Genomic DNA, 24625 nt, shown 5'->3' with positions numbered 1-24625 from the left:
TTAAACGATTAGAGAATTTTATTGGCTTCATCAAAGTCCAAACGAGGGCTTCTTGGAAACAGGTCTTCTTCCGAACCATAGCCAATATTGCAGAGAAAGTTGGCTTTGATGTTGGTATCGGCAAAGAAGGTTTCGTTGACCTTTTTCTGGTTGAAACCTGACATAGGGCCGCAGTCCAGACCAAGTGCTCGCGCTGCCATAATAAAGTAGCCGCCTTGTAGCGAACTGTTACGAAAAGCAGTGGATTCAATGAATTTCTCTTTGCCAACGAACCAGCTTTTGGCATCCGTATGTGGGAACAGTTGCGGAAGCTTTTCGTAAAACTCCATATCCATGCCAATAATGGCGCAAACAGGTGCGAACATAGTTTTGTCCTGATTACCTTCCATCAAACAAGGCTTTAGCTTTTCTTTGGCTTCTTTACTTTTGACGAAAATCACCCGCATCGGGCAGCAGTTAGCTGAAGTTGGTCCCATCTTAACCAGGTCATGAAGCTTATGTAGTAGCTCATCTGAAACCTCTTTGTCTTGCCAGGCGTTGTAGGTGCGTGCTTCGAAAAATAATGTATCTAAAGCTTGCTGAGAAAGTGGTTCGGTAATATTTCGTGACATAAAATCCTCATGATTTAGTGTGTTTAGGGTGCATTTTACGCATAGTTTAACGATAATACAGTCCGATTTGTTGTTTTGTGCCGCAGAATTTGTGGCTAACTCCTGATTGAGTCACTCTTGCGTATTGTATATTTATCCAATGAAAATGTTGTTAAACCTTAAGTTATTGCTGGTTTTGCTGTCGGCAGGGATTCTTGTTGCCTGTAGTGCAGCCGAAGAAGATATTTTGCGTTGTGAGCAACATTACCATGCAAAAAGTTATATGGTCGCCGAACAATATTGTAAGAAAGCGGCTAAGTCAGGGGATGAACAGTCACAATATCTTTATGCGATGATGTTGTTTCGTGGGTTAGGTGTTGATATTGATAGCGAAGAAGCTAGCAAGTGGATGTCGCGCTCAGCAGAGCAGGGCTACGAAAAGGCGGTATTTCATCAAGCCATTTCTGATTTAACCTCTAAAGACCAAAGTGTCAGCATCAAGCAAAAAGAACAAGCTCTGCAAACCATGCAAAGGTTCGCAGAAAGCGGTGATAAGGTCGCTCAGTATTGGATGGGTAATACCTTTTACTTTGGCTACATTGATGATCGTAAAAGCTATAATGAGGCTGTCTTTTGGTATCAATTGGCGGTTGAGCAAGGCAGTTATCAAGCGATGAACAATCTGGCCTGGATAAAAGTGGTTAGCCAGGGTTCTGAGCTATTTGATCCTGAACAAGGGCTAATATTGGCGGAGAGTGCTGTTGCAAAATACCCGGGCAATCATGGCTATCTTGATACTTTGGCTGCTGCCTATGCCGCTAACCAACAATTTGACAAAGCAGCTGCTACTCAACTGAAAGTGATTGAGTTAGCTTCAAATGATGATTGTGGCAAGTGCGATAAACTGGTTGATTACTATCAGTTGCGCTTACAACTTTACTTAAATAAAAAGCCAGTTGTTAAATCATTTGAACATTAGTGCTTTATAGTTACCGCCAGGTTGGGTTAGTCTTAAGAAATATTCTAAGGTAATAAGTGAAGCAAGGATTTAAGCGACTTTAATATGGCACTGAACTCTTCTCAAAAACAATCTCTACTGGCTATAAGTCTAACCTTGCTAATTACCTCTTGTGCAAGCTCCTCAAATATCAGCTCCGAACATTCTAAAAGTGACAATGATTATTGGTACTGTGCTCCCGGTGACAAGAAGTCTTGGCGCTGTGCAGAAGAGAAAGAGTCGCTGGGCCTAAGCTATTATCGTTTCTGGAAGACGACCCTAGATCTTGAAACAGAGACTCTTGAAACAGAGACTCTTGAAACAGAGACTCTTGAGATAGAGAATCCGGAAGCTGAGCAGCTTGAGTCGGATGAGCCTGAGAAAAGTGGCGATGGGCCGGTGGTGGTTCAGGGCGCAAAAGTTTCTGTTGTCGAGGAATTATCGGCAGAAGTCGCAGATGAAACAGTGGCCGAACTTTCTAACAAAGCAGGAGAAGAGGGCCTAAATGATGAATTGCTTGAAGAATCATCTGTAGAACCGCTTAGCCAGCAGCCTCCCGAGCAGCCTGCTGTAGAGACTAAGCCAACTTATGCACAGAGTGGAAAGTACGGAAAGGTTCTACAATTAGCGGCCTACCACTCACAAAGTCAGGCGCGTTCATTTGCTGACTCTCTTGATAAAGCGTTGTCTAAAAAAACAAACCTTATTAGAACACGGGTTAATGGCCAGATTTATTACACCCTTGTTTTCGATCAATTGAGTTCTCAACAGGATGCGGAACAACTTATCGCTGAGCTGGCAGAGTCCTTTCCTACCATACAACCCTGGTTAAGAAGTCGTTCTGGTTTTGAGGCTTTACGCGCAGACTAATAGCCGCCTGCGATAAACCCTTTTAATGTAAGATATTGACTAAATCAGTCGCCAAATCCTGTTCGGGCTTTTCAATAATACGGCCCAGTTCTTTGCCTGCTTGAGACACCACAATCGTAGGAGTGTAAAGGATATCATTGGCTCTGGCGCGTCCCAGTGGCTCTTGTTTCGTTTTATCCAGTGAAATTAATTGATAACTGATATTGGGATTGTTGACCTCTTCAAGTAGCTTAACCAGTTGAGGGACTTCGCGAATACTGTCATGACACCAGACCCCAAAGTAGACGGTAAGCTGCGTTGCTTCGGAGACAGCTTTAAGCTTCTCAACAGCTTTTGGCGCTTCTTTTACTGTGGATTTAGCGGTTTGAAAGTATGGGTAGGCTCTTATCAGTTCTGGGTAGCTGGTATCGCCCACCAGCAAGTTCGTTTGCTGCTGATGATTAGAACCTGTTTGGCAGGCGGTTAGCATCAATTGGGAGGCGATTAATGCAATGCCTAATCTGATGAATTTGCTCATGGTCAGTCTGTACTCTTTCTAATGGTTAGCCGGCTTAAAATCTAAGCTGACTGAATTAACGCAATAACGCTGTCCAGTGTCTGTCGGACCATCGTTAAATACATGCCCAAGATGGGAGCCACACTGGGCGCAACGAATTTCCACGCGCTGCATATTATGGCTGGTGTCAACGAGATAGGCTATGGCTTTATTATTTTGTGCACGATCAAAGCTTGGCCAGCCGCAGCCTGAGTCGAACTTACCACTGTCGTCAAATAATACAGAGTTGCAACACACGCAGCGATAAACACCTTTTTCCTGATGCATATTATATTGGCCAGTAAAAGGACGCTCGGTACCGTGCTCTTGAGTGACGTGATAAGTCACCTCATCAAAGTTCTTGGCCTTGGTTTCTGCCTGTTTTTTCAATGGCGGATACTGAATGTGGAACTGACTCCACAAAGCCCAGTGGTGAGGGGCATGAAAAGCTTTGGCCTGGATCTGATCCAGCAAATAGCCATTGATGGCGTCAATTTCGGTGACTTGGTCAGCCATCACATCCTGATACATAGATGAGTAGTTATCGGCGGTTTGTTCAATCACATTGAGAATGATGGTTTTTAGGTCGTCTGCAAAATGAAATCTCATGGCTTGTGCAAACTGGCGGCTTTCATTGATTAAAGCCAAAAGCTGAGACTTATGCTCTTCTTTGAGCAGGGCACCATTTTTACAGCGATGTATGGCTGTTAATGGATTCACGACTGCATTGATTAATAGTTTGCGCCAGAGTATTGGCTGGATGTCGGCGCTCCATTCAAAAGCGAGCCCGCTGTCAATTTGCTGCAATTGTTTGAACCACTCAGGGATTGCTTGCTGCTCTGCTGCTCCGACAATAATCTTGCCCTCTCCTGCATAGACTAGGCTTTGATTCGACTCGCGATAGGCACCGTGGGTATTGCTGGCAAAGAATATATTCTGCTTAGTCACATAGAGGCTGGCGACTTGTTCATGCCCCATGCCATTTTGAAACAGCACTAATTGGCTTTGGTCATTTAAACGATGCTTGATGGAATTCAGCGCGGCTTGTAGTTGTGGTGCCTTAACGCAGACAAAGACCAGGTCTAGCGGTGATGATTCCTGTTGACTAGTGTTGTGGGCAGAGCTTTGCAGTTGCTTAGAGCTGACTTTCTGGTTGAGATCACGAAACTGCCAGTCGGGCGAGTCGTATTTGTCAGAATCGCTCACAATAAGCTGGCATTCAACCGAGGCATCAGTTAGTTTATGGGCTAGCAGCTGGCCTATAGCGCCAGCGCCAAGTATAGAAATCATGTTGTTATCAAGACCATTAACCAAATAAAAACCATCTTATAGTGAAAAATAACACAATAAAACTTCAATCTTATGCTAAGGGCTTTGTTTACTTCCATCCGGAAGTGATCCGCATGCTGTTGCTGGGTTTTTCTGCCGGCTTGCCTTACTTGTTGGTGATGGGGACTTTTTCCTGGTTGTTAAAAGATGCGGGAATTTCCAGAACCGATATTGGCTTCGCATCGTGGATTGGCCTGGCTTATTCAATCAAGGTGTTGTGGTCACCGTTGGTCGATAACTTAAAAATCCCACTGCTTCATAAATGGTTTGGTAAGCGCCGAAGCTGGCTATTTGTGGCGCAGGTTGGCATTACATTGTGTTTGCTGGCCATAGCCACCACGGATGCCGGAACTCACACTGCACGAATTATCGGTTTTGCATTGGCGACCGCGTTTCTAGCCGCGACTCAGGATATTGTGATAGATGCCTTTCGGGTAGAAAGTGTCGATGAGAAGAAGCAGGGTGCAGCTTCTGCCATGTATATCATGGGTTATCGATTAGCCATGATTGCCGCCGGTGCCGGCGCTTTGATGCTGGCCAATGAAGAGGTAGGCGGTAGTTGGGAATTTAGCTATATGGTGATGGCGCTTTTGATGAGTGTCGGTCTGATTGGCTGGCTACTTTCCCCTGAGCCACCTCATGTCGAAAAAGAAATTGGTACTTCAGAACTGGATCATAAGGTGACTAATCACTTGCTGAAAGCAGTGCCAAGTACTCAGGATAAATTGCGAGGCTTTATACAGACCAGCTCGATTTCTCAGCATATTATTCGCTCGATTATTTCGCCCTTTGTTGATTTTATTATTCGTTACCGTTGGTGGGGACTGGTCATTATTGCATTCATCATGGCGTTTCGCGTCAGTGATCTGGTAATGGGAGTCATGACCAATGTCTTTTATGATGACATGGGCTTCAGCAAGGATGAAGTAGCTAAAATCTCTAAAGTTTATGGCCTTATTATGACCATTTTAGGGGCTTTTCTTGGTGGTATTGCGGTTAATCGAGTCAATATTCTGAAATGTCTCTTCACTGGCTCCTTACTGGTGATGCTGACTAATCTGCTATTCGCCTATATGGCCACTCAACCAAAAAGTAATGAGCTTTTAATTGGAGTGATCAGCATCGATAATTTGGCGGGTGGTTTTGCTCAAGGGGTCTTGATGGCCTATTTCGCCACTTTGGTCAATAGAGAGTTTACCGCCACCCAGTATGCGCTTTATACCTCTTTAATGACTTTGCCAGGTAAATTCCTCGGTGGTTTCAGTGGTGCAGATATAGACCGCTGGGGATACGAATTCTTCTTTATTTACACTACCTTCTTAGGAATCCCGGCAGTATTGTTAGTTCTGGCCTTGATGTATCGAGAAAAATTAACTCAGGGGACTGTAGCTATAAAAAGTAAGGGCGATTGATGAATCGCCCTTACTATCGCAACTGTTCAGTATGCAGCGGCTGATACTAGAAATGGAAGTTCAAGCTGGCGTAATAACCATCAAAGGTAAAATCGCTGGATAAGTCATCGAAACTATCAAACTCAACCGTGAAGTTACGGTAACCTACTTCAAAACCAAATCCCGTCTCACCTTCATAACCGAAGTACATGGTGTAGTCGTTGATTTTATCATCAGTAGTCTGGCCAATATTCATAGTGGTACCAACATTGAATCCAGTTAATGGTAAGTCAAATTGAGCTTTACCGTAAAGCATTGGAACTATGCCTTTGAAATTCACTCTTCCATTATTGGGGATGCTGCCTATACCCGGTGGATACTCCATCAATACATAGCCATCAAAATCCTTACCAGTTATACCCAGATCAAGGTTTACCCAGTTATCTAATATTTCATAGTACAAAGTATAGTCAGTATTACTGAAATCATAAGCGGAGACTATGTCCATTCCTTCTGGGAAGGTTCTAGTATTAAAAGTGATGTCTTTTGATGCAGTGCCTGTGGCATTGCCCTCAAGATTGTTCTGCTGGATTTTAATATTCGGTAAAACAGGGATTGGATGCTCTAAGGCCACGAAGTAACTGTTATCATCGCTATCGTCATATCCCAAGTCATCATTGAAATCAACGTTGCCAGAACCGGAGCTAACATAGCCGTCGATATCATAGTTCCACTTTTGAGCACCAGCATAAATACCAACGACATCGGCCGACGCGATGCTTGAGGTAGCTAAAATGGTGGTTGCCACGAATAATTTATTTAATTTCATAGTTTACCCTCTAAACCTAGATCTGTATTAGTTCGGGCCATTTTAAGCACTTTATTGCCGAAAGCCCACCTTCAAGGCTATCAGTGTGTTAACTAATCGACGCATCAGTTGCTATAATCGTCACATCATTCTTATACCAACCTCTTTTGTGAATAATCGATTTGGCGGAATTGCTCGACTCTACGGGCAAAAAGCATTGGAAAACTTTCAGCAATCTCATGTCTGTGTAATAGGTGTCGGCGGTGTTGGCTCGTGGGTGGTTGAGTCATTGGCCCGATCTGGGATTGGCAAGATCACCATGATTGATCCGGACGAAGTCAGCGAATCGAATATTAACCGTCAGCTGGTGGCGCTGGGAAACACCATCGGCCAGGGTAAAGCGGAAGTTCTGAAAGAACGTATTGCGCAGATTAATCCTGATTGTCAGGTTACCATCATTGAAGACTTGCTTAAGCCGGAGAACGTCCGAGACTATATTTCAACAGAGTTTGATTATGTCATTGATGCGATTGATAGCGCGCGCAGCAAGGCAGCACTGATACGCTTTTGCAAGCGCAACAAGATCCGCATTGTCTGCGTCGGTGGTGCCGGTGGACAGGTAGATCCAACCCAAATTACTATTGCTGATCTGACGCGAACTCATAACGATCCCTTGCTGGCCAAAACACGCTCTATCCTGCGTTACGACTATGGTTTTTCAAGTAACCTGAAACGTAAATATCAGGTTCCCTGTGTTTACTCAACAGAGCAACTAGCTTATCCATTGCCGGATGGAGGCATCACTCAGGCTAAGCCAGACTCAGAAAGGGCGCTGCGCATGGCTTGTGATGTGGGTATGGGATCTGCAACGCACATCACAGCGACCTTTGGTAATTTTGCGGTAGGTTTAGTTCTGCAAAAGCTCGCTGAGACGAAAGCGTAAAAGAGAATTGATTTTTACAAGAAAAATCTTAGATAGATTGATTCAAAATAAAGTTTCCCAGGTGTTTCTGTGTCTGTAGGTAAAGACATAAAATTATCTGGAACTGATACAAAAGGAAGCTATACAAATGCACTCATTCTCTTTATTGTAGGTGAGTTTTTATAATTCAAACAATGACCAGAGGAATGTCATGAAACAGCTTTTTAAACTAGTATTTACTTTGGCTATTGCGCTTTTTCTATGCGGCGCTGCTCAATCAAAAACTATTCCAATCGAAGACTTTGCAAAAAAATCACAATTCAAAAGCGCTAAAGTATCACCAGATGGTGAGCATATTGCCTTTACCTATGAAGATGGTTCGGAAGTTAAGTTAGCTGTCATGAATATTGCCGACAATAAAATTCTAACCTCTTTTGAAGTCGGTGATGAAAGAGAGGTTATAGATTTCCAATGGGTCAATAATGAGCGCGTTATGATGGTAGCCGTTAATATTACTGGATATTTGGATGGAGCTCCCAAAGAGCCTAAACTAGTAGCGGGAAATATCGATGGCACCAAGCGAGTCCAGTTGTGGGACTACCAGCGTTCACGGATAGATTTCATTAGTCCTTTAAAAGATGATGACAAGCGTATTTTAGTTGGTAAATCACACTGGACAGATGAATATGGTATGAAGCTTCACCGTATGGATGTATATACAGGTGACTTACTTTATAACTCAGATTCCCCTAAGCCTGTGGGTGGTTCTGAAGCTGTTATTAGCTCCATAGATGTAGATTTAAATGAAGTGCCAAGAGTTGCAATTGAACTTGATAGAGGCGATGTAAATGACCTGAGTGACGATGTTACAAGAGTACATGTTAAAGACCTGCAAGGGAATTGGACAGCATTATCATTAACAGTCAATCGAGATGACGTTCCTAATGTAGATGGAATTGGATTTAACTTAACAAATGATAAATTTTATTTTGAGTCTAATCACGATCTTGATCATGATGGCGTTACCGGCTTATTTGAGCTGGATTTAAAGACCCGAAAAATTAAATTTTTGCATCGTCATCCCGATGTAGATATTAAAGAAGGTCTATACGGTGCTCAAGGAGAGGTAATTGGTGTCACTTATGAGCCCGGCTATCCAGAGTATTTTTATCTAAGTGACGATTCTGTAGCCGAAGAAGTTGCTTTTCATAAGTCACTTCGTGCCAGCTTTAAAGGTCAAGATATTGTCATGACCAATTATAGTGATGACAATAAGTTGGCTATGATTAAAGCTTATAGTGACAAGAATCTCGGTGACTTCTTCCTGTTTGATCGTGAAACGAACAAAGCAAAATATATCGCTAGTGCTATGCCGCATATTAAGCCGGAACAAATGGCGTCAGTAGAGCCGTTTATTATGACTGCTCGCGATGGTTTGAAGATGTATGGTCAGTTAACCATTCCAAACGGTGTTAAACCTAAGAATCTTCCCCTGATTATTTTTCCTCATGGGGGCCCTTATGGTGTAACAGATGAATGGGGATTTAACTGGAGAGCTCAGTTACTAGCTAATAGAGGCTATTTAGTGTTGCAACTTAATTATCGTGGCTCAGGTGGTTATGGTAATGATTTTATGATGGCCGGTGCAAAAGAATGGGGCGCAAAAATGCAGGATGATCTGACTGATGCAACCCTTTGGGCAATTGAGAAAGGGTTGGCAGATAAAGACAGAATATGTATACATGGCGGTAGTTATGGGGGGTATGCTGCCATGAATGCGGTGGTAAAAGAGCCTGACCTGTATAAATGTTCAATCCCTGAGGCAGGTATTTACGAAATGGAGATTCAATGGACTAAGGCTGATTCTTTTAGAGGCAACTCAGAAGTAAGAGACAATTATATTAGACAAATTATTGGTGAGAATACTAAAGAAAGAATTCGTGAGCGCTCTCCTGCCTACCATGTTGATAAGTTGAAAGCAGCGCTATTAATTGTGCACGGAGAGGAAGATGTTCGAGTGCCATTTGACAATGCACAATTCTTGGAAGAAAAACTGAAAGAAGCCGGTAAAGAGTACGATACTTTCTATCGAGAAGATGGTCATGGCTTCCAGAAGGTTGAATACCGTATTGAATCTTTTGAGAAGATTCTAGATTTCTTAGAAGAGCATATCGGTGAGTAGGAAGAGCAGTGAGTTAATTGATAGCCACCTCCGGGTGGCTATTTTTTTGTCTGATATTTTGTTTAGAAGTGACTTGAAATATTTTCGAACTATCCCCAAATAGGATCGTGAGCGCTAAGTCTCTGAGAGATTAGGGCTCTTAAACATTAACAATATATTGCTTCTATTGGAGGATATGATTATGAATAGAATAGATTTAAGTCCACTATACCGTAGTAGTGTTGGTTTCGACCGTTTAGCATCTTTGCTGGATAGCTCATTACGTGGCGAACAGTCTACTGGTGGATACCCGCCTTACGACATCGAAGTTCTCGATGAAAATAAATATGCCGTAACCATTGCGGTTGCTGGATTTGATCGCCATGAATTATACATCCAGGTTGAAAAGGGTGTGCTAACCATACGTGGTCGTAAAGAGAATACGAATGAAGAACGAAAGTTCTTGCACCAGGGCATTGCTTATCGTGCCTTTGAACGTAAATTTAACTTAGCTGATCATATTGAAGTAGTATCAGCTGATATGAATAACGGTTTATTAACCATTAACTTGAAGCAGGAAATACCTGAAGCAATGAAGCCTCGTACTATCGAGATTGGTACTTCAGAGAAACCCGCTGAAAAAGTCTTAGAGCACAAGAATAAAGCAGAAGAAGCTGCTTAATTCTTATTACAAATCTTGGGCGCTGTATTGGTAAGCGGAGCTTAAGATTTGACTAAGACAAAACCGTTAGTCATAAAAAAGCAGTAGTCATTGGCTACTGCTTTTTTTGTTAAGTGTAAAAATTTATAAACGTTCCACTATCCAATAAGCTCCCATGATTGCAATTAAAACTGCAAGTGTCGGCACTAATCTGTATTGCAACGTTTGGGTTTTACGCAGTCGAGTCAATAGAGGGTAGAGCAAAAAGATAATGGCAACCTGCCCAATTTCCACACCAAGATTAAAGGCTACTATGCTTGAGATTTTATAAGTCTCGCTAAGGCCAAGTTCGGATAGAGCGCCGGCAAAACCCATGCCATGCAGTAAGCCGAACAAGAAAGTAATAATGCCGAGTCGTTTGACCCAGTGGGTAATAATGTTAATGGCGGTGAAGGCCACCGAGATAGCAATACCAATTTCTGCCCACTGAGAAGGAATTGAAAGTATATTTAACGCAGTCAGTGTCAATGTGATTGAGTGAGCCAGTGTGAAGCTGGTAATGAGTACTAACAAATCTTTTAACACTAATTTTTTTGTATCAGAAAAACGCCCTTGCCGAAACCGTAACCAGGCAAAAGGTAGAATCAGCGCTAATACGAACAGAACATGATCAAGGCCAAACCAGATATGGATCACGCCCTGGTATAAATAAAAATTGACGGTATCTAATAGACTGCTTTTAACAAAAGCTAGTGTTGCTGTTTGATTTGAATCATCAATAATGAAGTAGCTTTCTGCGCTCTGGTTATTTTCTCCGTTCTCTCCATTATCTCCACTTTCACCATCTTTGAAATTCCAGCTCAAGAGTAACTTATGATCATTGAAGTGTTCGAAAAATGCGTTGTACCGTACGACCAATTCTCCAGCAGAGTCCGCTGACTGTGGGCAGGTTACTGCTAATGGAATGTGTAACAATGTTTCGCCATACAGTTCTGAAAGCTGTGGTGAGTTCAACCAATTAAGCTGACAGCTAATAGTCGAATCGGATATGCTTTGCGAAATAGTAAAGCGATCGTTTAAATACAGTTGCAGGGCAGGTAGGCTCTGTTTCACTTCTTGCCACAATAGTTTTCCATCATTATTGGGATCGATAGACAGCGCTTGCTGAATATCCTGCAACGACAATGCCAGATGTCCCTGATATTGATTTTGCCCTGTGGGCTCAAGCTTGGCGTGGGCTGTACTGAATTGATGAGCAAAGCTGGCAGGGGCATTCAATAGCATAAACGCACTTACGATAAAGATCACAACAAATGCCCAAGGTTTACTGTTTCTCATCAGTGACCTCCTGTTGATTCATTGGTTGAGCCATTTGTTGAGCAAGCATTAATAGTTCGCTATCTGCTGGCTCTTTTACTGTCTGCCAATTTCTTTCCGCCCAATACAAAGCTTGTTCAGGTTGAGGGGTAATATATAGATAATAATAGGCAATGTCGGCAGCATGCAGTTGATCATTTCTTTTAACTCTTAATTCAATTCGCTGCTTAGCTAAAGCTTGGAATTCGTTATTGCTACCAAGCATCTTTTCAGCTCTGGCCATTCTTATGATCAGGCCGTCTTTCAGTTCAATATCTGGATTGTTTAGTTGTTTCATTCTGGTTAGCACTAAATTGGCTTTGCCATTACTCAGTGCCATATCGGCCCATTGAAACCATTGGCTATTGGGTGCTTGATTTAAGTTGAAAGAAAAGTGCTGCTCGGCATCGGATGTTTTGTTTAATATTCTGGCAATTGAGCCTGCAACTTGGTGATACCAGTTAAGAACTTCTGCTGAGCTATGAGCGTACTGTGTTTTAAACTCACTGAGTAGCTTATAAGTTTTTTCCGGTTGCCCTGCTAATGCTTCTGTTTCAATTAAGCACAGTTGAGCAAACAAGGGTAAGTTCTGATTGAGTAATTGACTGCATGACTGGCGTGCTTTGTCATACTGCCCTTGAATATGATGGATACGAGACTCGATTAAAAGTGCCTGAGCAAACAGTCGGTCGTTGTTGTCTATGGTTTCTAATTCTTGCAGAGCTTCTTTAAAGCGATGCTTCTTTTGTAATAGCTGTGCCTTGAATAGTTTTAATTGGGAAAGGTCACTTGACGATAATAGGTATGGGTCTTTTTCAACAGCACTTGTCCACTCAGACACAAGTCGTTGAGCTTGCTGTTCAAGAGAACTCTTTCCAGGAAGGCTTGATTCAATCAATAAATTCTGCAGTACAGGTTCTAGCTGTTTCCATTTATTGGTTGAGTAAAATTCATTGGTAGAACTTGTTTTGGTGTCAGGCTTGGGTTGGTAACTGAGGACCAGTACATGATCGTTGTCAGGAACCCAGGTGCTACTTTCAGCATAGCCTGTATTTGCAATAAAAAGTACTGGCAGGGCAAAAAGCCCTGACAGTACCGTGTTTAGATAAGTGTTAAGAGAAGTGTTTAGAGAAGTTTTAAAGCTAGAGTTCTTCATCGATCATTGTTCTCCTTCAATGACCAAGTCTTGGTAGTAGTCGGTAGTATCGACATCGAATATGAACTCACGGCCATTAACACCTGATGGTTCATCAGTTTCAGCTTTGGAATAAGACGCTCGGCTGTAAGAACCGAACATTTCCTGTTTCACATTGATAGTGATATCAACGATAGCTGGATCGGATGTTGCACTGCCATCGCTAACCACAAAGCTAAACTGATCAGTTCCGGTATAGCCGTTATCAGGTGTGTAACTGAAGCTACCATCAGAATTGATACTTAAAACACCATTCATAACATCTTGCGATACGCTGAAAGTTAAGCTATCTCCATCAGCATCAGAGCCTTCGAGCTGCCCATCTACTGTCGTATCCGTTTCAGTTATGATGCTTTGTCCGATAGCTTCCGGTTTTGTATTTACCGGTGGGTCGTCTCTGTATGGCCCATCGCTATCACAGCCGCCCAATATGAGTGCGCTTAGTAACAGCACACTCAGCAAGGGGATGGGCTGCATATATTTTGCAATATTCATCAGTTCCTCCTTAGTTTGGTGAGCCAGCTAATGGCGTACGTAGGTAAGGGAATTGCTCATCAATGTCCGAAGCTGATAAAGGCGCGCCATCGGTAAATGGTGCTGTACCAACATTGGCATCTTCAGGTTGGCATAGACCTAGGTTAGTTGGCGTGCCACTAACAGGGATCTCATGACACAAACGACCCATAACAACACGTAAAGCAATATCCACTACGTCATCACCTGGACGGCGACCATTGGGGAAACCAGCCAGATCGTCACCGATAACACCTAATGGAGATTGATTAGCAGCCGGTGTTGCTGGGATGGCTGTATTTAAACGTAGCATCTCAGATGGAGTCACCGTTGCCTGTTGATTGACGCCTGCAAAACCGGTCAGGAAGGCAGCTATCAGATCATTTCGAGGAAAGTTAGTCGGTGCGATGGTTTCAAAGTTAGTTCCTAACGTCGCATTAACTGCATCTCGGAATAATAGATCCAGTAGCGCCGGGAAGCTCGGATGAGTCACATAGTCTGCGAACTGAATATCCGCGTTAGGATGAGCCGTAGAGAAGGTATCTTTATCAGGCAGACCAATCACCACTTCGTTGACCAGTGGAGCACTCAGGCGTGAAACTTGCACCATAGCGCCACCATTAACTTCTGGCTTGTCGAAGCTTGCATTTGGGTTTTGGATGCGAGCTTGTGGCAAGCTGGCGGTAGTCCATGCGCCAATCACGCCATTACCATCACCGACTAAACAGCTGGCTGGTAATTCTAATGCCAGAGTTGTGACATTTTTGTCTCTTAAATCATCATTCGCGACATCCTGAGTGATACCACCAGGGAAGCCGCCGCCGTCACCAGCGCCAGGTTCGCTATCACCTTCGACTGGAACATAGTTCACTAAGTCAAAGCTCTCGCCAAGATTTACCGCAAAAGGATCTTTACGCTGACCGACAAAAACACGACCCGGCTGGGAGCAGTTAGGCAGTGTGACGTTGTAAACGTATTGATCGGCATAACTCTGATAGTCAGCAGCGGATGAGAAGGTTTTTTCACCAATATAGTCCCAAGGCTTGGTGAAGGTTGAGCTACCCATGTCGCTACTTAATGCAGTACGAGTACCTGAGCGAACAGGACCTTCAATTTGTGTCAGGTTATAGGTTTCAATAAAGTTTAAAGCTGAGCTATCGCCTGCGACAATCCCGCCAGCATTTTTCAGAGGGATGGCAACTTGTCTCTGGTTACCGTCGGGACCGATAGTCAGCTTGATGCCTTCACCATTAGCTGCCAGCGTATTGGTGAATTTAAATTGATAAGTGAGGTCTTCAACTGCATCACCATCGCTATCAATGTGGATGTTATAGGCAGCAGCAGGATCCATAGCAAAATAATTGGGGCCGCCATAAGCATCTTGCAGCGGGATATAGTTCGCCAAAATGGTGACATATCCAGCCCGATCAGTTTCATAGCTGTTAAAGAGATAAAAATCGGTGGAATCAACCGTTGGATAACGGGTGATATTCGGAGCTTCGCGGTGACTGGATGCCTCCGCAGCTTGATACATTAAAGTGCTGGCTAAAGTGAAGCAAACAGCACTGGTTATAAGTTGTTTTTTCATAACGAGTTACCTACCTTTTTTGTGTGTGTAACTCGTATACGTTTGGAAGATGCAGCTGGATGCAAAAAAAATGATATTTTTTTACGTCCAGCTGAAATAGCTAGTTTTTAATCTCTATCCACTAATCTCAATCCACTGCGCAGTAAGAATCACTGGACCGGTCGGTGCGCCAGTTGGTGAACCATTCTCAGGCTCAATACTCACCGCCAGGCCTGATTGAATGAGATCAGGAAGCTGTGCCGAGATGGCCAGCTCTTTATTACCCGCTTTAGGTAATAAGCCTAAGGAAATAGGAGCCTGGCCATTGGCTGGCAGCATCCACAATTCAAAATCCTGGTCGGCCTGAATGTCAGGTAAGTTTTTCACCGTCACTGACAACCTATCGTCAGTTTGTTGCACAACCCATGCCGGTTGGTTTGCTTCTACCTGAAGAATGGCCAAGGCCTGTGCAGAAGCTGGCTGCTGTGGAGTGATTGACGGTTGTGCTGTCCACAGATAGGCGACGACTAACAGACTGGCAGCTGTCGCTAACCAGCCAGAGACAGTCCACCATGAGGAAGCCTTGGATTTGCTAGCCCACCCCAGTCTTGCAGTGATGTTTTGCCATACCTGCTGATCAGGATCTATAGGCGCAAGTTCTTCAGCCATGGGATTTAAAATTTGCTCCCAATGCCATACTGCTTGCTGTAAGTGGCTATGTTTAATCAGTAATTTTTTGAAACGACGACGAGCCAGAGGCGTCATAGTGCCAATAACATAGTGCTTAGCCAGTTCGTTGGAGAGCTCTTCGTTATGATACCTCATGACTTCAGGCACCTTTTCAGCGCTTCAAGACCGCGTCTGATCCAGCTTTTAATGGAGCCGAGAGGTGCACTTAAGTAGTGGGTAATTTCATGATGGGTGTAACCATAAAGGAAAGCCAGCTGAATGGTATTTCTTTGTTCGCCTTTCAGCATACGCATACATTCATCAAGCTTTTCATTGGAAGCACTCATGTCCAGATCCAGTTGCGGACTAATATCCGCAGGCTCAGGCATCTTGTGCTGATACTTTTGCTTCACTTGCGAGTGGCGTAGCTGATCAATGCATTGGTTGCGTAGAATACTGATCAACCAGGTCATTACACTGCCGCGTTCTGAGTGATACCCTTCTGGATTGTGCCAAACTTTAATATAGACTTCTTGCAAAACTTCTTCCGCCAAATCTTTTCGCCCGAGCAACTTGGTTGCTATGGCCAGTAACTTTCCCGAGGAGTTTTCGTACAAGCGTTGAAACGCTTGTCGGCTTCCCATCGACATATCGTTTAACCAGGCAAGATGCTGCTGGTCAATATTGTGTTCCTCAGACATATTAGTCCCATTTGTTTGAGTAACATTACTGTTACGGTTATTTAAGGCTTTTGGATGCAGTTTTTGCACTTATTAGTTGCAAGCTACTCTCGGTAGCGTGAATATTTTGTGTAAATAATGGACTGACCAGAGGGAGATTATGACGGGAGTCACAGAAACGATTATAAAAGAAGTCAAGAGTAGTGGGGTTGTAAGCGAGATAGCAAAAGATACAGGCAGCCATCAAAGCTGCCTCGGATATAGAAATACAGTGATTATTCTTCTAGTGAGACTTTATCATTCGCTATATTCAAGAGAGTTGCTAAAAGCAAATTCGAACCCTGTTCGACATCTTGCCAGTGTGACCACTCATCTGGAGCGTGGCTGACGCCGCCAACACTGGGTATGAAGATTAAGCCGGTTGGAGTCAGATCGGTGAAGAACTGAATATCATGACCAGCACCGCTCGGCATCCGTAAGTAATTATAACCAAGCTCCTCTGCCTGTTGCTCAATGAATTCAACCAGTTTTGGGCTAAAGTATTTTGGGCCCATCCAGCTCATTTGTTCGTACTCGAAACGAAGTTTATGTTTGCGAGCAATCGAGGACAGCACTTTGCCACAACTGTTGGCAATTTGCTGCATCACTTCTTCGCTCATATCACGACCAACCAAGGTAAAGTGAGCTTCACCGGGAATGGTGTGGGCGTAGCCTGGTTTTAAATCAACACGCCCAATGGTGAGACGACTTTTATCGGTGCCTTCTTCATCAATAATACGACTAATTTCATGGGCAAAATCGGCGACACCCATAAAGGCATCACTGCGCATATCCATTGGTGCGGTACCAGCGTGATCGGCTTTACCTTTTAATTTCACCAGCCACTTAAAAACACCAGAAATCCCATCAACGACACCGATAGATTTTTGTCGTTTTTCTAGCACTGGGCCTTGTTCAATATGCAGTTCTAAAAAAGCTTTCATGCTGCCCGGCTCGCGACGGCAATGCAGTGCATTGTGAATATCCAATCCACATTTCTGCATCGCATCTTTTAACAGTTCACCTTTGGGATCTTTGGCGGTTTCCAGCCATTGAAAATTTAAATTACCGCTTAATGCCTGTGCACCAAGCATGCCACCAAAACGACCTTCTTCTTCGCTGGTGCCAATAATTTCAATGGGATGATTGGGTTCGATATTATTTTCGCGGAGAACGCGTATGCATTCCAGTCCGGCAATAACGCCAAGCGTGCCATCGAACATACCGCCTGCAGGAACTGAATCTAAGTGTGAGGCGATGATGATTGCAGGCTTATCAGGATCGCCCAGGCGACCGCATACATTGCCAACACCATCCATGTGAGTTTGCAGCCCATTGGCTTCGAACTGTTGCATGACCCAGCGACGAGCCTGCATATCGATATCAGTTAACCCTTGGCGATAGATACCTTTATCTTTGGGATTAAAGCCAAAGTTCGCTAACTCATATAAATCTTTTTCGATTCTTTCGATATTAACGGAATAGATAAGTTGTACCTCTCTTTGAGTTATTGTTCCACCTTAGCAAATTCTTATAGGTTATTGTAAGTGTTTAATCTGTAACCAGGTGATTTGATCTAAGCACTTAGCTTTGCTAAGGTTACTTGTCTTTGCAAAGACAATGTAAATTTTATGGCCTTACAACTGATTGCGGTCATTTTTTTCGTTTTTTCACTAAATAGCGCAGCGTTTAGCGCGGAAAACTCTTCAGTTTGTGAAGGAGTTAGCTGTGAGCTGAAATTAGAACCAGTGGAACAAAGTTCTAACGCCGGTTATTTTAGTGTTGAATGGAATCGTTCGAATACCAATCAAATTGATCCCGAGCAAGTCTTAATTGACTCTGCTAGAAAATCCCCCCTATATCTTCAGTTATCAACCAGTGAGAATTTTTCTCCAGAGTTGCAACTGTTGGATGTGACTTATCAAGATAAGGTTCACCTAACGGGTTACGACGAGGGAACCTATTTTCTGCGTCTGCTTGATGAACAGCAGAACGTCAAAAGTAATGTAGCCAGTGTTACCGTTGCCCACCATTCACTCTTGCGAGTCTGGCTAGTGTTTGGAGTCGGCGCATTAATGTTTGTCATTCTTATTGGTTACATGATCTCTCGAGCCTTTCAATCAAAAGAGACTTCAACAGAAGGCTAAATCATGGACTTTAATCCTATTTCTATAACGATGGCGGCAAGCCTTTTGGTGGCTTTTGGCGTGATCTGGATCTTCTTCGGCTGGTGGTTAGGCCGTAAAAATAAGGATCTTGATGACTTCATGCTGGCCGGACGTAATGTGGGCTTTGCATTTGCTTCGGCAACCGCAATGGCTACCTGGATCACCAGTAACACGACCTTAGTTGCACCGCAGCTGACTTACCAGTTTGGTATCTGGGGCATGGTCGGTTACTCAATGGCGGCGCTCGGCTTGATTTTGTTTGCGCCAATGGCAAAACGCATTAAAGAGTTGATGCCTCAAGGTTATACCTGCGGAGACTTTATTCGTGTGCGCTATGGCAAACCTGCCTGGATCATTTTCTTAGTGGTGTCCTTTTGCTATGCGCTAGGTTGGTTAGTGAGCCTTGGCATGGCTGGTGGTGTCTTGCTGTCCACCTTGAGTGGATTGAGTTATGAGCTGGGCATGACTGCGATCTTAATTATCTGCGTTGGCTATACCTTGCTCGGTGGACTCAGAGCGGTTATCGCAACTGACTATGTGCAGACACTGATCATTATCACTGGCGTTTTAATTATTGGCTATGTCTGCTACCAGACTGTTGGACTGGAAACAGTTTATGAGTCGGCTAAAAAAGAGCATCCGCAGTTGCTGAATTTATTATTCCCGGCAGCGATTATGTTTTTGTTCAATAATATCTTTTTTGGTATTGGCGAAATATTCCATTCAAACGTTTGGTGGTCTCGAGCACTTGCCTTCCGAGAAGGTATTGGTAAGCGTGCCTATTTAATGGCGGGCTTATTGTGGTTGCCGATTCCAATCGTGACCGGATTTATTGCATTGGCGGCACCGGCATTAGGAATCTATCCGGCAGAAGCGGATATGGTTGGGCCAATGGTCGCAGCCAAGCTGTTAGGTTCTATTGGTGCGATTTTTGTATTCGTTGTGGTCTTTTCGGCGCTGGCATCTAGTCTTGATTCATTGTTAGCAGCGACCAGCGATTTGATTACCAAGGATATTTACAAAGGGTTTATCAATAAGCAGGCCGACAATAAAAAGCTTGAGAAAATTAGTCGTAATTCAATTTTATTTTTAGGCTTTGCCACCTGGATTATATGTTTGCCTCGAGTGGGCACCTTGGGCGAGGTCTTGAACCTGGCTGGTGCTTTCGTGGCAAGTGCTATCTGGCCCATTGTTTTAGGTTTGTATCAACAGCGACTATCCGGGAAATATGCCGGCGCTGCGATGGCGTTAGGTACAACTTGTGGACTGATCGGTTATTTCAGCATTGGGTTCTACGTTGGCGCGCTCATTAGCTGCTGCGTTTCGTTCATTATTTGTATGCTGGGATTATTGCTTGCTGACGAACGTTTCGACTGGAATCGATTAGCGAATATGGAGAAGTAATATGCTGATATCTTTTGATGCTCTTCAATTCTTAATTCTCGCGGCGATGGCAGTGACCTGCTTATCGCCAATCATCCTCATAGTGTTACTCGTTAGAGACTGGTTAAAGGACCAATTATGGTAGACCAAATGAAAGATGAAGACCTGGTGTTTTCCAGAGTGAAACCTGATGTATGTGGTGATGCTCATCCAAAAGCATTACTGAAAACGATCCAGGAAGATGGTGATGCGCTAAAGAAATTAGCGAATCAGCATATTATTACTTGTGATCAATTTGACCGCCAAACGATTTTGCAGTTATTCCGTTTGGCCAGTAAGTATGAAAGTAATCCTAAGCGATACAATAACCCATTGCAGGGCAAGATATTAATCAGTGCTTTTTATGAACCGAGCACACGCACTCGCCTATCATTCGAAAGTGCATGGCATCGTTTGGGTGGTGACATTATGTCGATTACCGACCGCTCAACTACCGGAATTGCCAAAGGTGAGTCGCTTTCTGATATCGGCGAGATGTTTAATAACTATGGCGACTGCGTGGTATTGCGTGAATCGAACGAAGATTCAGTAAAAGAAATGACGTCAACATTGCGTATTCCAATTATCAATGCTGGTAATGGAACTGACGAACACCCAACGCAGGCAATGTCAGATCTCTACACTATTTTCAAGTGGCGTCCAGAGTTGTTATTGGACAACCCTAAGAAAATTCGTGTCGGTGTTGTGGGACTGCCGAGCTACATGCGTACGGTTCGTAGCTTGCTGAAAATATTTGCTCATTTCCCAGAAATCTTTGAAGAAATTGTCATTATCCATGATCAGAAGGATGACGACATTTTCACTGAAGGACAAAGAGAACAGTTAGAGCAGGCTGGTTTAAATTTGCGTTTAACCAATCGTCTCAACAAAGAGCTACCTGAGCTGGATGTGGTTTACATTAATGCCATCGCCTGGGTGGACAATGGTTTTGAATCGCATGGCGATAAGTTTGTATTAAACGCCAAGTCACCTCTAAAAGAAGATGCCATTATTTTGCACCCATTGGCTCGTGGCGATGAGTTAGCAACTGATTTGGATGGCACACCTCACAATTGGTACTTCTCACAAGCGCGAGGTGCAGTCTTTTTACGTATGGCATTGCTAACTTGCATGGTGGAAAGGACTGAAATGGTGATGGATGTGATCTAATTAACATCGTCTCACAGGTAGAGGTATTGATTACTACATACGTTATCGTTTAGAACTAAATTATAGATAAGATTCCAAGGAGAATTTTTATATGTGCGGTATTGCCGGTGTCATTCATCGAGACAAAGATCGAACTATTGATGCACAAACACTCGTCAACATGGCGGCCATTCAATATCATCGTGGACCAGATAATTTTGGTTACTATAATCCGGTTGGCGTTGGGGTGGGCTTAAGTCATGCACGACTAACCATTATCGATCTGGATGAAGAGCGCGGCCGACAGCCATTAGTCAGTGATGATGAGCGTTACATGATGGTTCACAATGGTGAGTTTTATGATTTCCAACGCATTCGCGCTGACATGACTGCGCAAGGTGCGCGTTATCATACAAAAAGTGATTCCGAACTTGTGTTACAAATGTACCCGCATTATGGCATCGAAAAGACCGTTGAGAATCTTCGCGGCGAGTTCGCATTTTCTATTTATGATCGTGAAGAAGAAACCATGTACCTGGTGCGTGATCGTTTTGGTATCAAACCACTGTACTGGACTGAAACTGAGCATGGCATTGTATTTGGCTCAGAATTAAAAGTCTTGTTTGCTCATCCCGAAGTGAAACGTGAAATTGACTCTGAAGGTTTGTATCACCAATTGATTCAAGTGATGATTCCTGGTTCAACGGCTTTCAAAGGTGTTAATCAAGTTCCACCTGGTCATTGGATTAAAATCCAGCGGCAAGATGGCAAGCTCAATATTTCACAGCATAAATACTGGGATATCAATTTCCCACAAGCAGAAGAGCATTTGAATGTTAAAGAAGAGCAGGAATACATTGATGGCGTGCGCGAACACCTACTGGAAGCTGTTCAGCATCGTTTGAATGCAGACGTTCCTGTTGGCGCCTATTTATCAGGTGGCATAGATTCATGCTCAATTCTCGGATTGTCCGCTTCAGTTCGTCAGGATCCCGTTAAAGCTTTTACCATTGGTTTTGATGATGTTGATTATGATGAAACTCCTGTCGCGCGCGAAATGGCGGTGATGACTGGAGCCGAACAAATTATTTTGCCGCTGTCTGCAGAGCATCTCTACGACCATTTCGAACGTACTATCTGGCACACCGAAAGAACCATTTATAACACGCTAGGTGTAGCCAAACTATTGATGAGCCAGAAGGTTCGTGAACAAGGTTATAAAGTAGTATTGACGGGTGAGGGCAGTGATGAACTCTTTGCTGGTTATCCAGCATTCCGAAAGGACATGTTCCTATACGGCTTAGATGATTTGCCTGATAATCTGCGCTCAGAATGGCAATCGACTCTAGCTGAATCTAATAAGTTATTCCAGGGCGCCATGTTACCGCGCGAAGAATTCCAGTCGGATGCGATAGACTCCAAAGTAGGTTTCACACCTACCTGTATCCAAAGCTGGATGGGGTGTGACGGTTTTGCTCGTCAGTTAATGCACAAAGATCATCAGGATAATATCAGCGATTATGATCCCGGCACAGCGATGGCTGAGCATTTCGATGAAACGGAACTAGAAGGACGTCACCCGCTGGATAAAGCGCAATACGTCTGGATTAAAACCATGCTAGAAGGCCAGATTCTAACCTGGGGCGGTGATCGTGTGGATATGGCCAACTCCATGGAAGCGCGCCCGCCATTCCTTGATCATCATCTTGCTGCCTACGCCGTCAATATTCCGCCACAGATGCGTATCAAAGGCCCGGTAGAAAAATACGTATTGAAAGAAGCGATGAAAGGGTTGCTGCCTGAAACGCTATACAAACGTCAAAAATTCGCCTTCATGGCACCGCCAGCGCACACTGACAAGAAAAAATGGAATGCCCTGATGGAATTGATGGAAGAGTTCGCCAGCGAAGAAAAAGTCGCTGAAGCAGGCTTGATAGATTATGGCGCCTTGCAAGACATGCTCAGGAAACATGATGACCCAACGGTAAAGCGTGAAGAAAAAGTACAAATGGATGCCCTCCTTAACCATGTTCTAGGCGTACAGCTTCTCCATCATCACTTTATTGAAAATGATGTGCCCAAAATGGCCGCCGCCAAAGCCCATGAACTGGGGTGGGTAGCTCAGGCGTAAATAAAGACATATCCTTAACATAAAATAAAACGGCAGCTTATTATGGCTGCCGTTTTTTTTATGTCGGATAAAACGATACTGATTTGAAGGTCGAATATAAAATAACAGTTATTGTCATTGGGTGATATCTGATAACCTTAACCAAAATTCTGTGGGTTTCCTGAGTATTCAAAGGATTGCAATGAAAAAGAAAGATTACTTTGAGCAGCTAGCTTTAATTAAGATCTTGCTTGAAGCGAAATTCAACAAAAAACCTGAAAATATGTATGTTCAGATCAGCCCGCATACAGCAAGATTCTGTAATCAGGCGGTTGATGATTTGATAGGAATCCTTGAGGAGCAAGGTAAGTATGATGAGATTCGCACCTGGAAAGATTGGAGGAGGTTTTCTAATAGAGCAGATGTAAAATCTCAAATAATAAGACAGTTTGATTATTATGAAACTGGTTTAGCAAAGCTTTCTGAAGATGATAAGGTCAATGTTGTTATGGATTTAAGCTCACCATTCACTCCTACAGACGAAGAGAAAAAAGAGTTGCTAGAACTACTTAATGCTAAAATTAATGAAATAAATAACTCTACTGCTTAGATCTCTAAAGAAAATGAACCGTATTTAGTAGATCAGAAACTCCAATATACATCTTGGGAGCAATCATGAAAACTGTAGCACTATTAGCAGCAATATTGTTAGTTACAAGCTGTACATACAGCAAAAAGGATTTTGGAAGTGGGAAAATGATGCATCACAAGATTAACCTTGGTGATAAGGTATTAGAAATTTCTATGCCTGCCAAAGAAGGAAATTAATGGGGTCAGAGTACATTAATTCAGAACTTGCAAAGTTTACACGGTGGTATCCCAATAGAAAATAAGCCGTTATTTTGGAATGAATGATAAAGGAGATAGAATGATTAAATACCTAATGATATTGATTTTTGCGTTTTTGGTATCATGCAAAAATGTAAGAGCTGAAGAAGATATAAAAATATATGTCAACTCTTGGGTGTTTGAGCCAATGAATGATTATTCAATAAACGATATCAAGTCTAACCCTACATTTATGATTGAAAGTTTCGACTTTGCATTTATAGAAGAACTAAAAGGTGAGCTCAAGTTAGCATCGCTACAGAAAGGAAAACTTAATAAGGTTAAGAATATAAGAGTAGTAATTGATATTTCGGATAATGAAAAAGTGACCTCTTACGTTTCTGACGGAGAATTTATATGTGAGGTTAAGCAGGAGAGCTGCTTAAGATTGGACGTTGATTTAAAAGAGGTATTAGATCCATTATCGATACTAAAAGAAATCTAGCTAGCGTAGCCTCGACGAGCGTTAGCGAACTCGAGGATTATCTTCTTCTTATTTTTTGGTTTCAATTTAAAAAGGGCAGCCATAATGAATGGGGTCAGGTAATTAATGGTAATTAATGAATGGGGTCAGGTAATTAATGGTAATTAATGAATGGGGTCAG

At 43.1% G+C, this 24625-nt stretch carries 24 protein-coding genes and 1 pseudogene; 13 read left to right on the top strand and 12 right to left on the bottom strand.

Translation table 11 applies throughout. The features are described 5' to 3' along the window. Positions 1–8 precede the first annotated feature (8 nt). A complete protein-coding gene (locus tag ACYTXU_RS09385) occupies positions 9–611 on the bottom strand; it encodes a malonic semialdehyde reductase (protein ID WP_462206445.1) in 603 nt (200 codons plus the stop codon). Positions 612–750: 139 nt separating this feature from the next. Here ACYTXU_RS09385 and ACYTXU_RS09380 point away from each other — a divergent pair, with 139 nt between their 5' ends. Continuing rightward, positions 751–1569 carry a tetratricopeptide repeat protein gene (locus tag ACYTXU_RS09380; protein WP_462206444.1) on the top strand — a complete coding sequence of 273 codons (819 nt, stop codon included), beginning with the start codon at positions 751–753 and terminating at the stop codon, positions 1567–1569. Positions 1570–1653: 84 nt separating this feature from the next. Next, on the top strand, positions 1654–2457 hold the full coding sequence (locus ACYTXU_RS09375; RefSeq protein WP_462206442.1) for an SPOR domain-containing protein: 804 nt from the start codon (positions 1654–1656) through the stop codon (positions 2455–2457). 22 nt (positions 2458–2479) lie between these two features. Here ACYTXU_RS09375 and ACYTXU_RS09370 read toward each other — a convergent pair whose 3' ends face one another. The 3 genes and pseudogenes from ACYTXU_RS09370 to ACYTXU_RS09360 all read right to left on the bottom strand — a co-directional run. Next, on the bottom strand, positions 2480–2974 hold the full coding sequence (locus ACYTXU_RS09370; protein WP_462206441.1) for a thioredoxin family protein: 495 nt from the start codon (positions 2972–2974) through the stop codon (positions 2480–2482). Positions 2975–2992: 18 nt separating this feature from the next. After that, the gene (msrB, locus tag ACYTXU_RS09365) at positions 2993–3382 is read right to left on the bottom strand and encodes a peptide-methionine (R)-S-oxide reductase MsrB (RefSeq protein ID WP_462209409.1); all 390 of its coding nucleotides are present in this window, start codon (positions 3380–3382) and stop codon (positions 2993–2995) included. A 75-nt stretch (positions 3383–3457) separates the two neighbouring features. Continuing rightward, positions 3458–4282: pseudogene (locus ACYTXU_RS09360) on the bottom strand (ketopantoate reductase family protein); the annotation flags it as partial. Between the two features lie 41 nt (positions 4283–4323). On the opposite strand from ACYTXU_RS09360, the gene ACYTXU_RS09355 reads away from it, so the two are divergent. Then, the gene (locus ACYTXU_RS09355; RefSeq protein WP_462206439.1) at positions 4324–5733 is read left to right on the top strand and encodes an AmpG family muropeptide MFS transporter; all 1410 of its coding nucleotides are present in this window, start codon (positions 4324–4326) and stop codon (positions 5731–5733) included. Positions 5734–5779: 46 nt separating this feature from the next. Here ACYTXU_RS09355 and ACYTXU_RS09350 read toward each other — a convergent pair whose 3' ends face one another. After that, the gene (locus ACYTXU_RS09350; protein ID WP_462206438.1) at positions 5780–6541 is read right to left on the bottom strand and encodes a TIGR04219 family outer membrane beta-barrel protein; all 762 of its coding nucleotides are present in this window, start codon (positions 6539–6541) and stop codon (positions 5780–5782) included. Positions 6542–6626: 85 nt separating this feature from the next. On the opposite strand from ACYTXU_RS09350, the gene tcdA reads away from it, so the two are divergent. The 3 genes from tcdA to ACYTXU_RS09335 all read left to right on the top strand — a co-directional run bounded on the left by tcdA (position 6627) and on the right by ACYTXU_RS09335 (position 10285). Beyond that, a complete protein-coding gene (gene tcdA / locus ACYTXU_RS09345; RefSeq protein ID WP_462206437.1) occupies positions 6627–7463 on the top strand; it encodes a tRNA cyclic N6-threonylcarbamoyladenosine(37) synthase TcdA in 837 nt (278 codons plus the stop codon). A gap of 190 nt (positions 7464–7653) precedes the next feature. Then, a complete protein-coding gene (locus ACYTXU_RS09340; RefSeq protein WP_462206436.1) occupies positions 7654–9624 on the top strand; it encodes an alpha/beta hydrolase family protein in 1971 nt (656 codons plus the stop codon). A gap of 181 nt (positions 9625–9805) precedes the next feature. After that, positions 9806–10285: an Hsp20 family protein gene (locus ACYTXU_RS09335; RefSeq protein WP_462206435.1), complete on the top strand. Its 480-nt coding sequence runs from the start codon at positions 9806–9808 to the stop codon at positions 10283–10285. Positions 10286–10408: 123 nt separating this feature from the next. Here ACYTXU_RS09335 and ACYTXU_RS09330 read toward each other — a convergent pair whose 3' ends face one another. The 7 genes from ACYTXU_RS09330 to ACYTXU_RS09300 form a co-directional block, all read right to left on the bottom strand. Then, on the bottom strand, positions 10409–11602 hold the full coding sequence (locus tag ACYTXU_RS09330; RefSeq protein WP_462206434.1) for a HupE/UreJ family protein: 1194 nt from the start codon (positions 11600–11602) through the stop codon (positions 10409–10411). Then, the gene (locus ACYTXU_RS09325; protein WP_462206433.1) at positions 11589–12776 is read right to left on the bottom strand and encodes a tetratricopeptide repeat protein; all 1188 of its coding nucleotides are present in this window, start codon (positions 12774–12776) and stop codon (positions 11589–11591) included. The genes ACYTXU_RS09330 and ACYTXU_RS09325 overlap by 14 nt, the downstream gene beginning before the upstream one ends. Positions 12777–12779: 3 nt before the next feature. Continuing rightward, positions 12780–13310, bottom strand: a complete 531-nt coding sequence (locus ACYTXU_RS09320) for an Ig-like domain-containing protein (protein WP_462206432.1) — start codon at positions 13308–13310, stop codon at positions 12780–12782. 10 nt (positions 13311–13320) lie between these two features. Beyond that, a complete protein-coding gene (locus ACYTXU_RS09315) occupies positions 13321–14862 on the bottom strand; it encodes a DUF4331 domain-containing protein (protein WP_462209407.1) in 1542 nt (513 codons plus the stop codon). 168 nt (positions 14863–15030) lie between these two features. Next, a complete protein-coding gene (locus ACYTXU_RS09310; protein WP_462206431.1) occupies positions 15031–15720 on the bottom strand; it encodes an anti-sigma factor in 690 nt (229 codons plus the stop codon). Then, positions 15717–16265, bottom strand: a complete 549-nt coding sequence (locus tag ACYTXU_RS09305) for an RNA polymerase sigma factor (protein WP_462206430.1) — start codon at positions 16263–16265, stop codon at positions 15717–15719. Before ACYTXU_RS09305 ends, ACYTXU_RS09310 begins: the two co-directional genes overlap by 4 nt. Positions 16266–16519: 254 nt before the next feature. Continuing rightward, complete coding sequence (locus ACYTXU_RS09300) at positions 16520–17770, bottom strand: allantoate amidohydrolase (protein ID WP_462209405.1); 1251 nt, start codon at positions 17768–17770, stop codon at positions 16520–16522. A 144-nt stretch (positions 17771–17914) separates the two neighbouring features. Between ACYTXU_RS09300 and ACYTXU_RS09295 the strand changes: the two genes are divergently transcribed. The 7 genes from ACYTXU_RS09295 to ACYTXU_RS09265 all read left to right on the top strand — a co-directional run bounded on the left by ACYTXU_RS09295 (position 17915) and on the right by ACYTXU_RS09265 (position 24465). Further along, positions 17915–18430 (top strand): hypothetical protein, encoded by a 516-nt coding sequence (locus ACYTXU_RS09295; RefSeq protein WP_462206428.1) that lies wholly within the window; start codon positions 17915–17917, stop codon positions 18428–18430. 3 nt (positions 18431–18433) lie between these two features. Beyond that, on the top strand, positions 18434–19855 hold the full coding sequence (locus tag ACYTXU_RS09290; RefSeq protein WP_462206426.1) for a sodium:solute symporter family protein: 1422 nt from the start codon (positions 18434–18436) through the stop codon (positions 19853–19855). Between the two features lie 117 nt (positions 19856–19972). Continuing rightward, positions 19973–21043, top strand: a complete 1071-nt coding sequence (locus ACYTXU_RS09285) for an aspartate/ornithine carbamoyltransferase family protein (protein ID WP_462206425.1) — start codon at positions 19973–19975, stop codon at positions 21041–21043. A 91-nt stretch (positions 21044–21134) separates the two neighbouring features. Further along, positions 21135–23153 carry an asparagine synthase (glutamine-hydrolyzing) gene (asnB, locus tag ACYTXU_RS09280; RefSeq protein ID WP_462206423.1) on the top strand — a complete coding sequence of 673 codons (2019 nt, stop codon included), beginning with the start codon at positions 21135–21137 and terminating at the stop codon, positions 23151–23153. Between the two features lie 181 nt (positions 23154–23334). Beyond that, the gene (locus ACYTXU_RS09275; protein WP_462206422.1) at positions 23335–23742 is read left to right on the top strand and encodes a hypothetical protein; all 408 of its coding nucleotides are present in this window, start codon (positions 23335–23337) and stop codon (positions 23740–23742) included. Positions 23743–23807: 65 nt separating this feature from the next. Next, positions 23808–23960: a hypothetical protein gene (locus ACYTXU_RS09270; protein WP_462206421.1), complete on the top strand. Its 153-nt coding sequence runs from the start codon at positions 23808–23810 to the stop codon at positions 23958–23960. Between the two features lie 100 nt (positions 23961–24060). Then, positions 24061–24465, top strand: a complete 405-nt coding sequence (locus ACYTXU_RS09265; RefSeq protein ID WP_462206420.1) for a hypothetical protein — start codon at positions 24061–24063, stop codon at positions 24463–24465. Positions 24466–24625 lie beyond the last annotated feature (160 nt).

This window comes from Kangiella sp. M94, from assembly GCF_054926195.1.
Note: the sequence above shows the minus strand (reverse complement) of the source record. Positions and strands in the feature narration are given on the sequence as shown.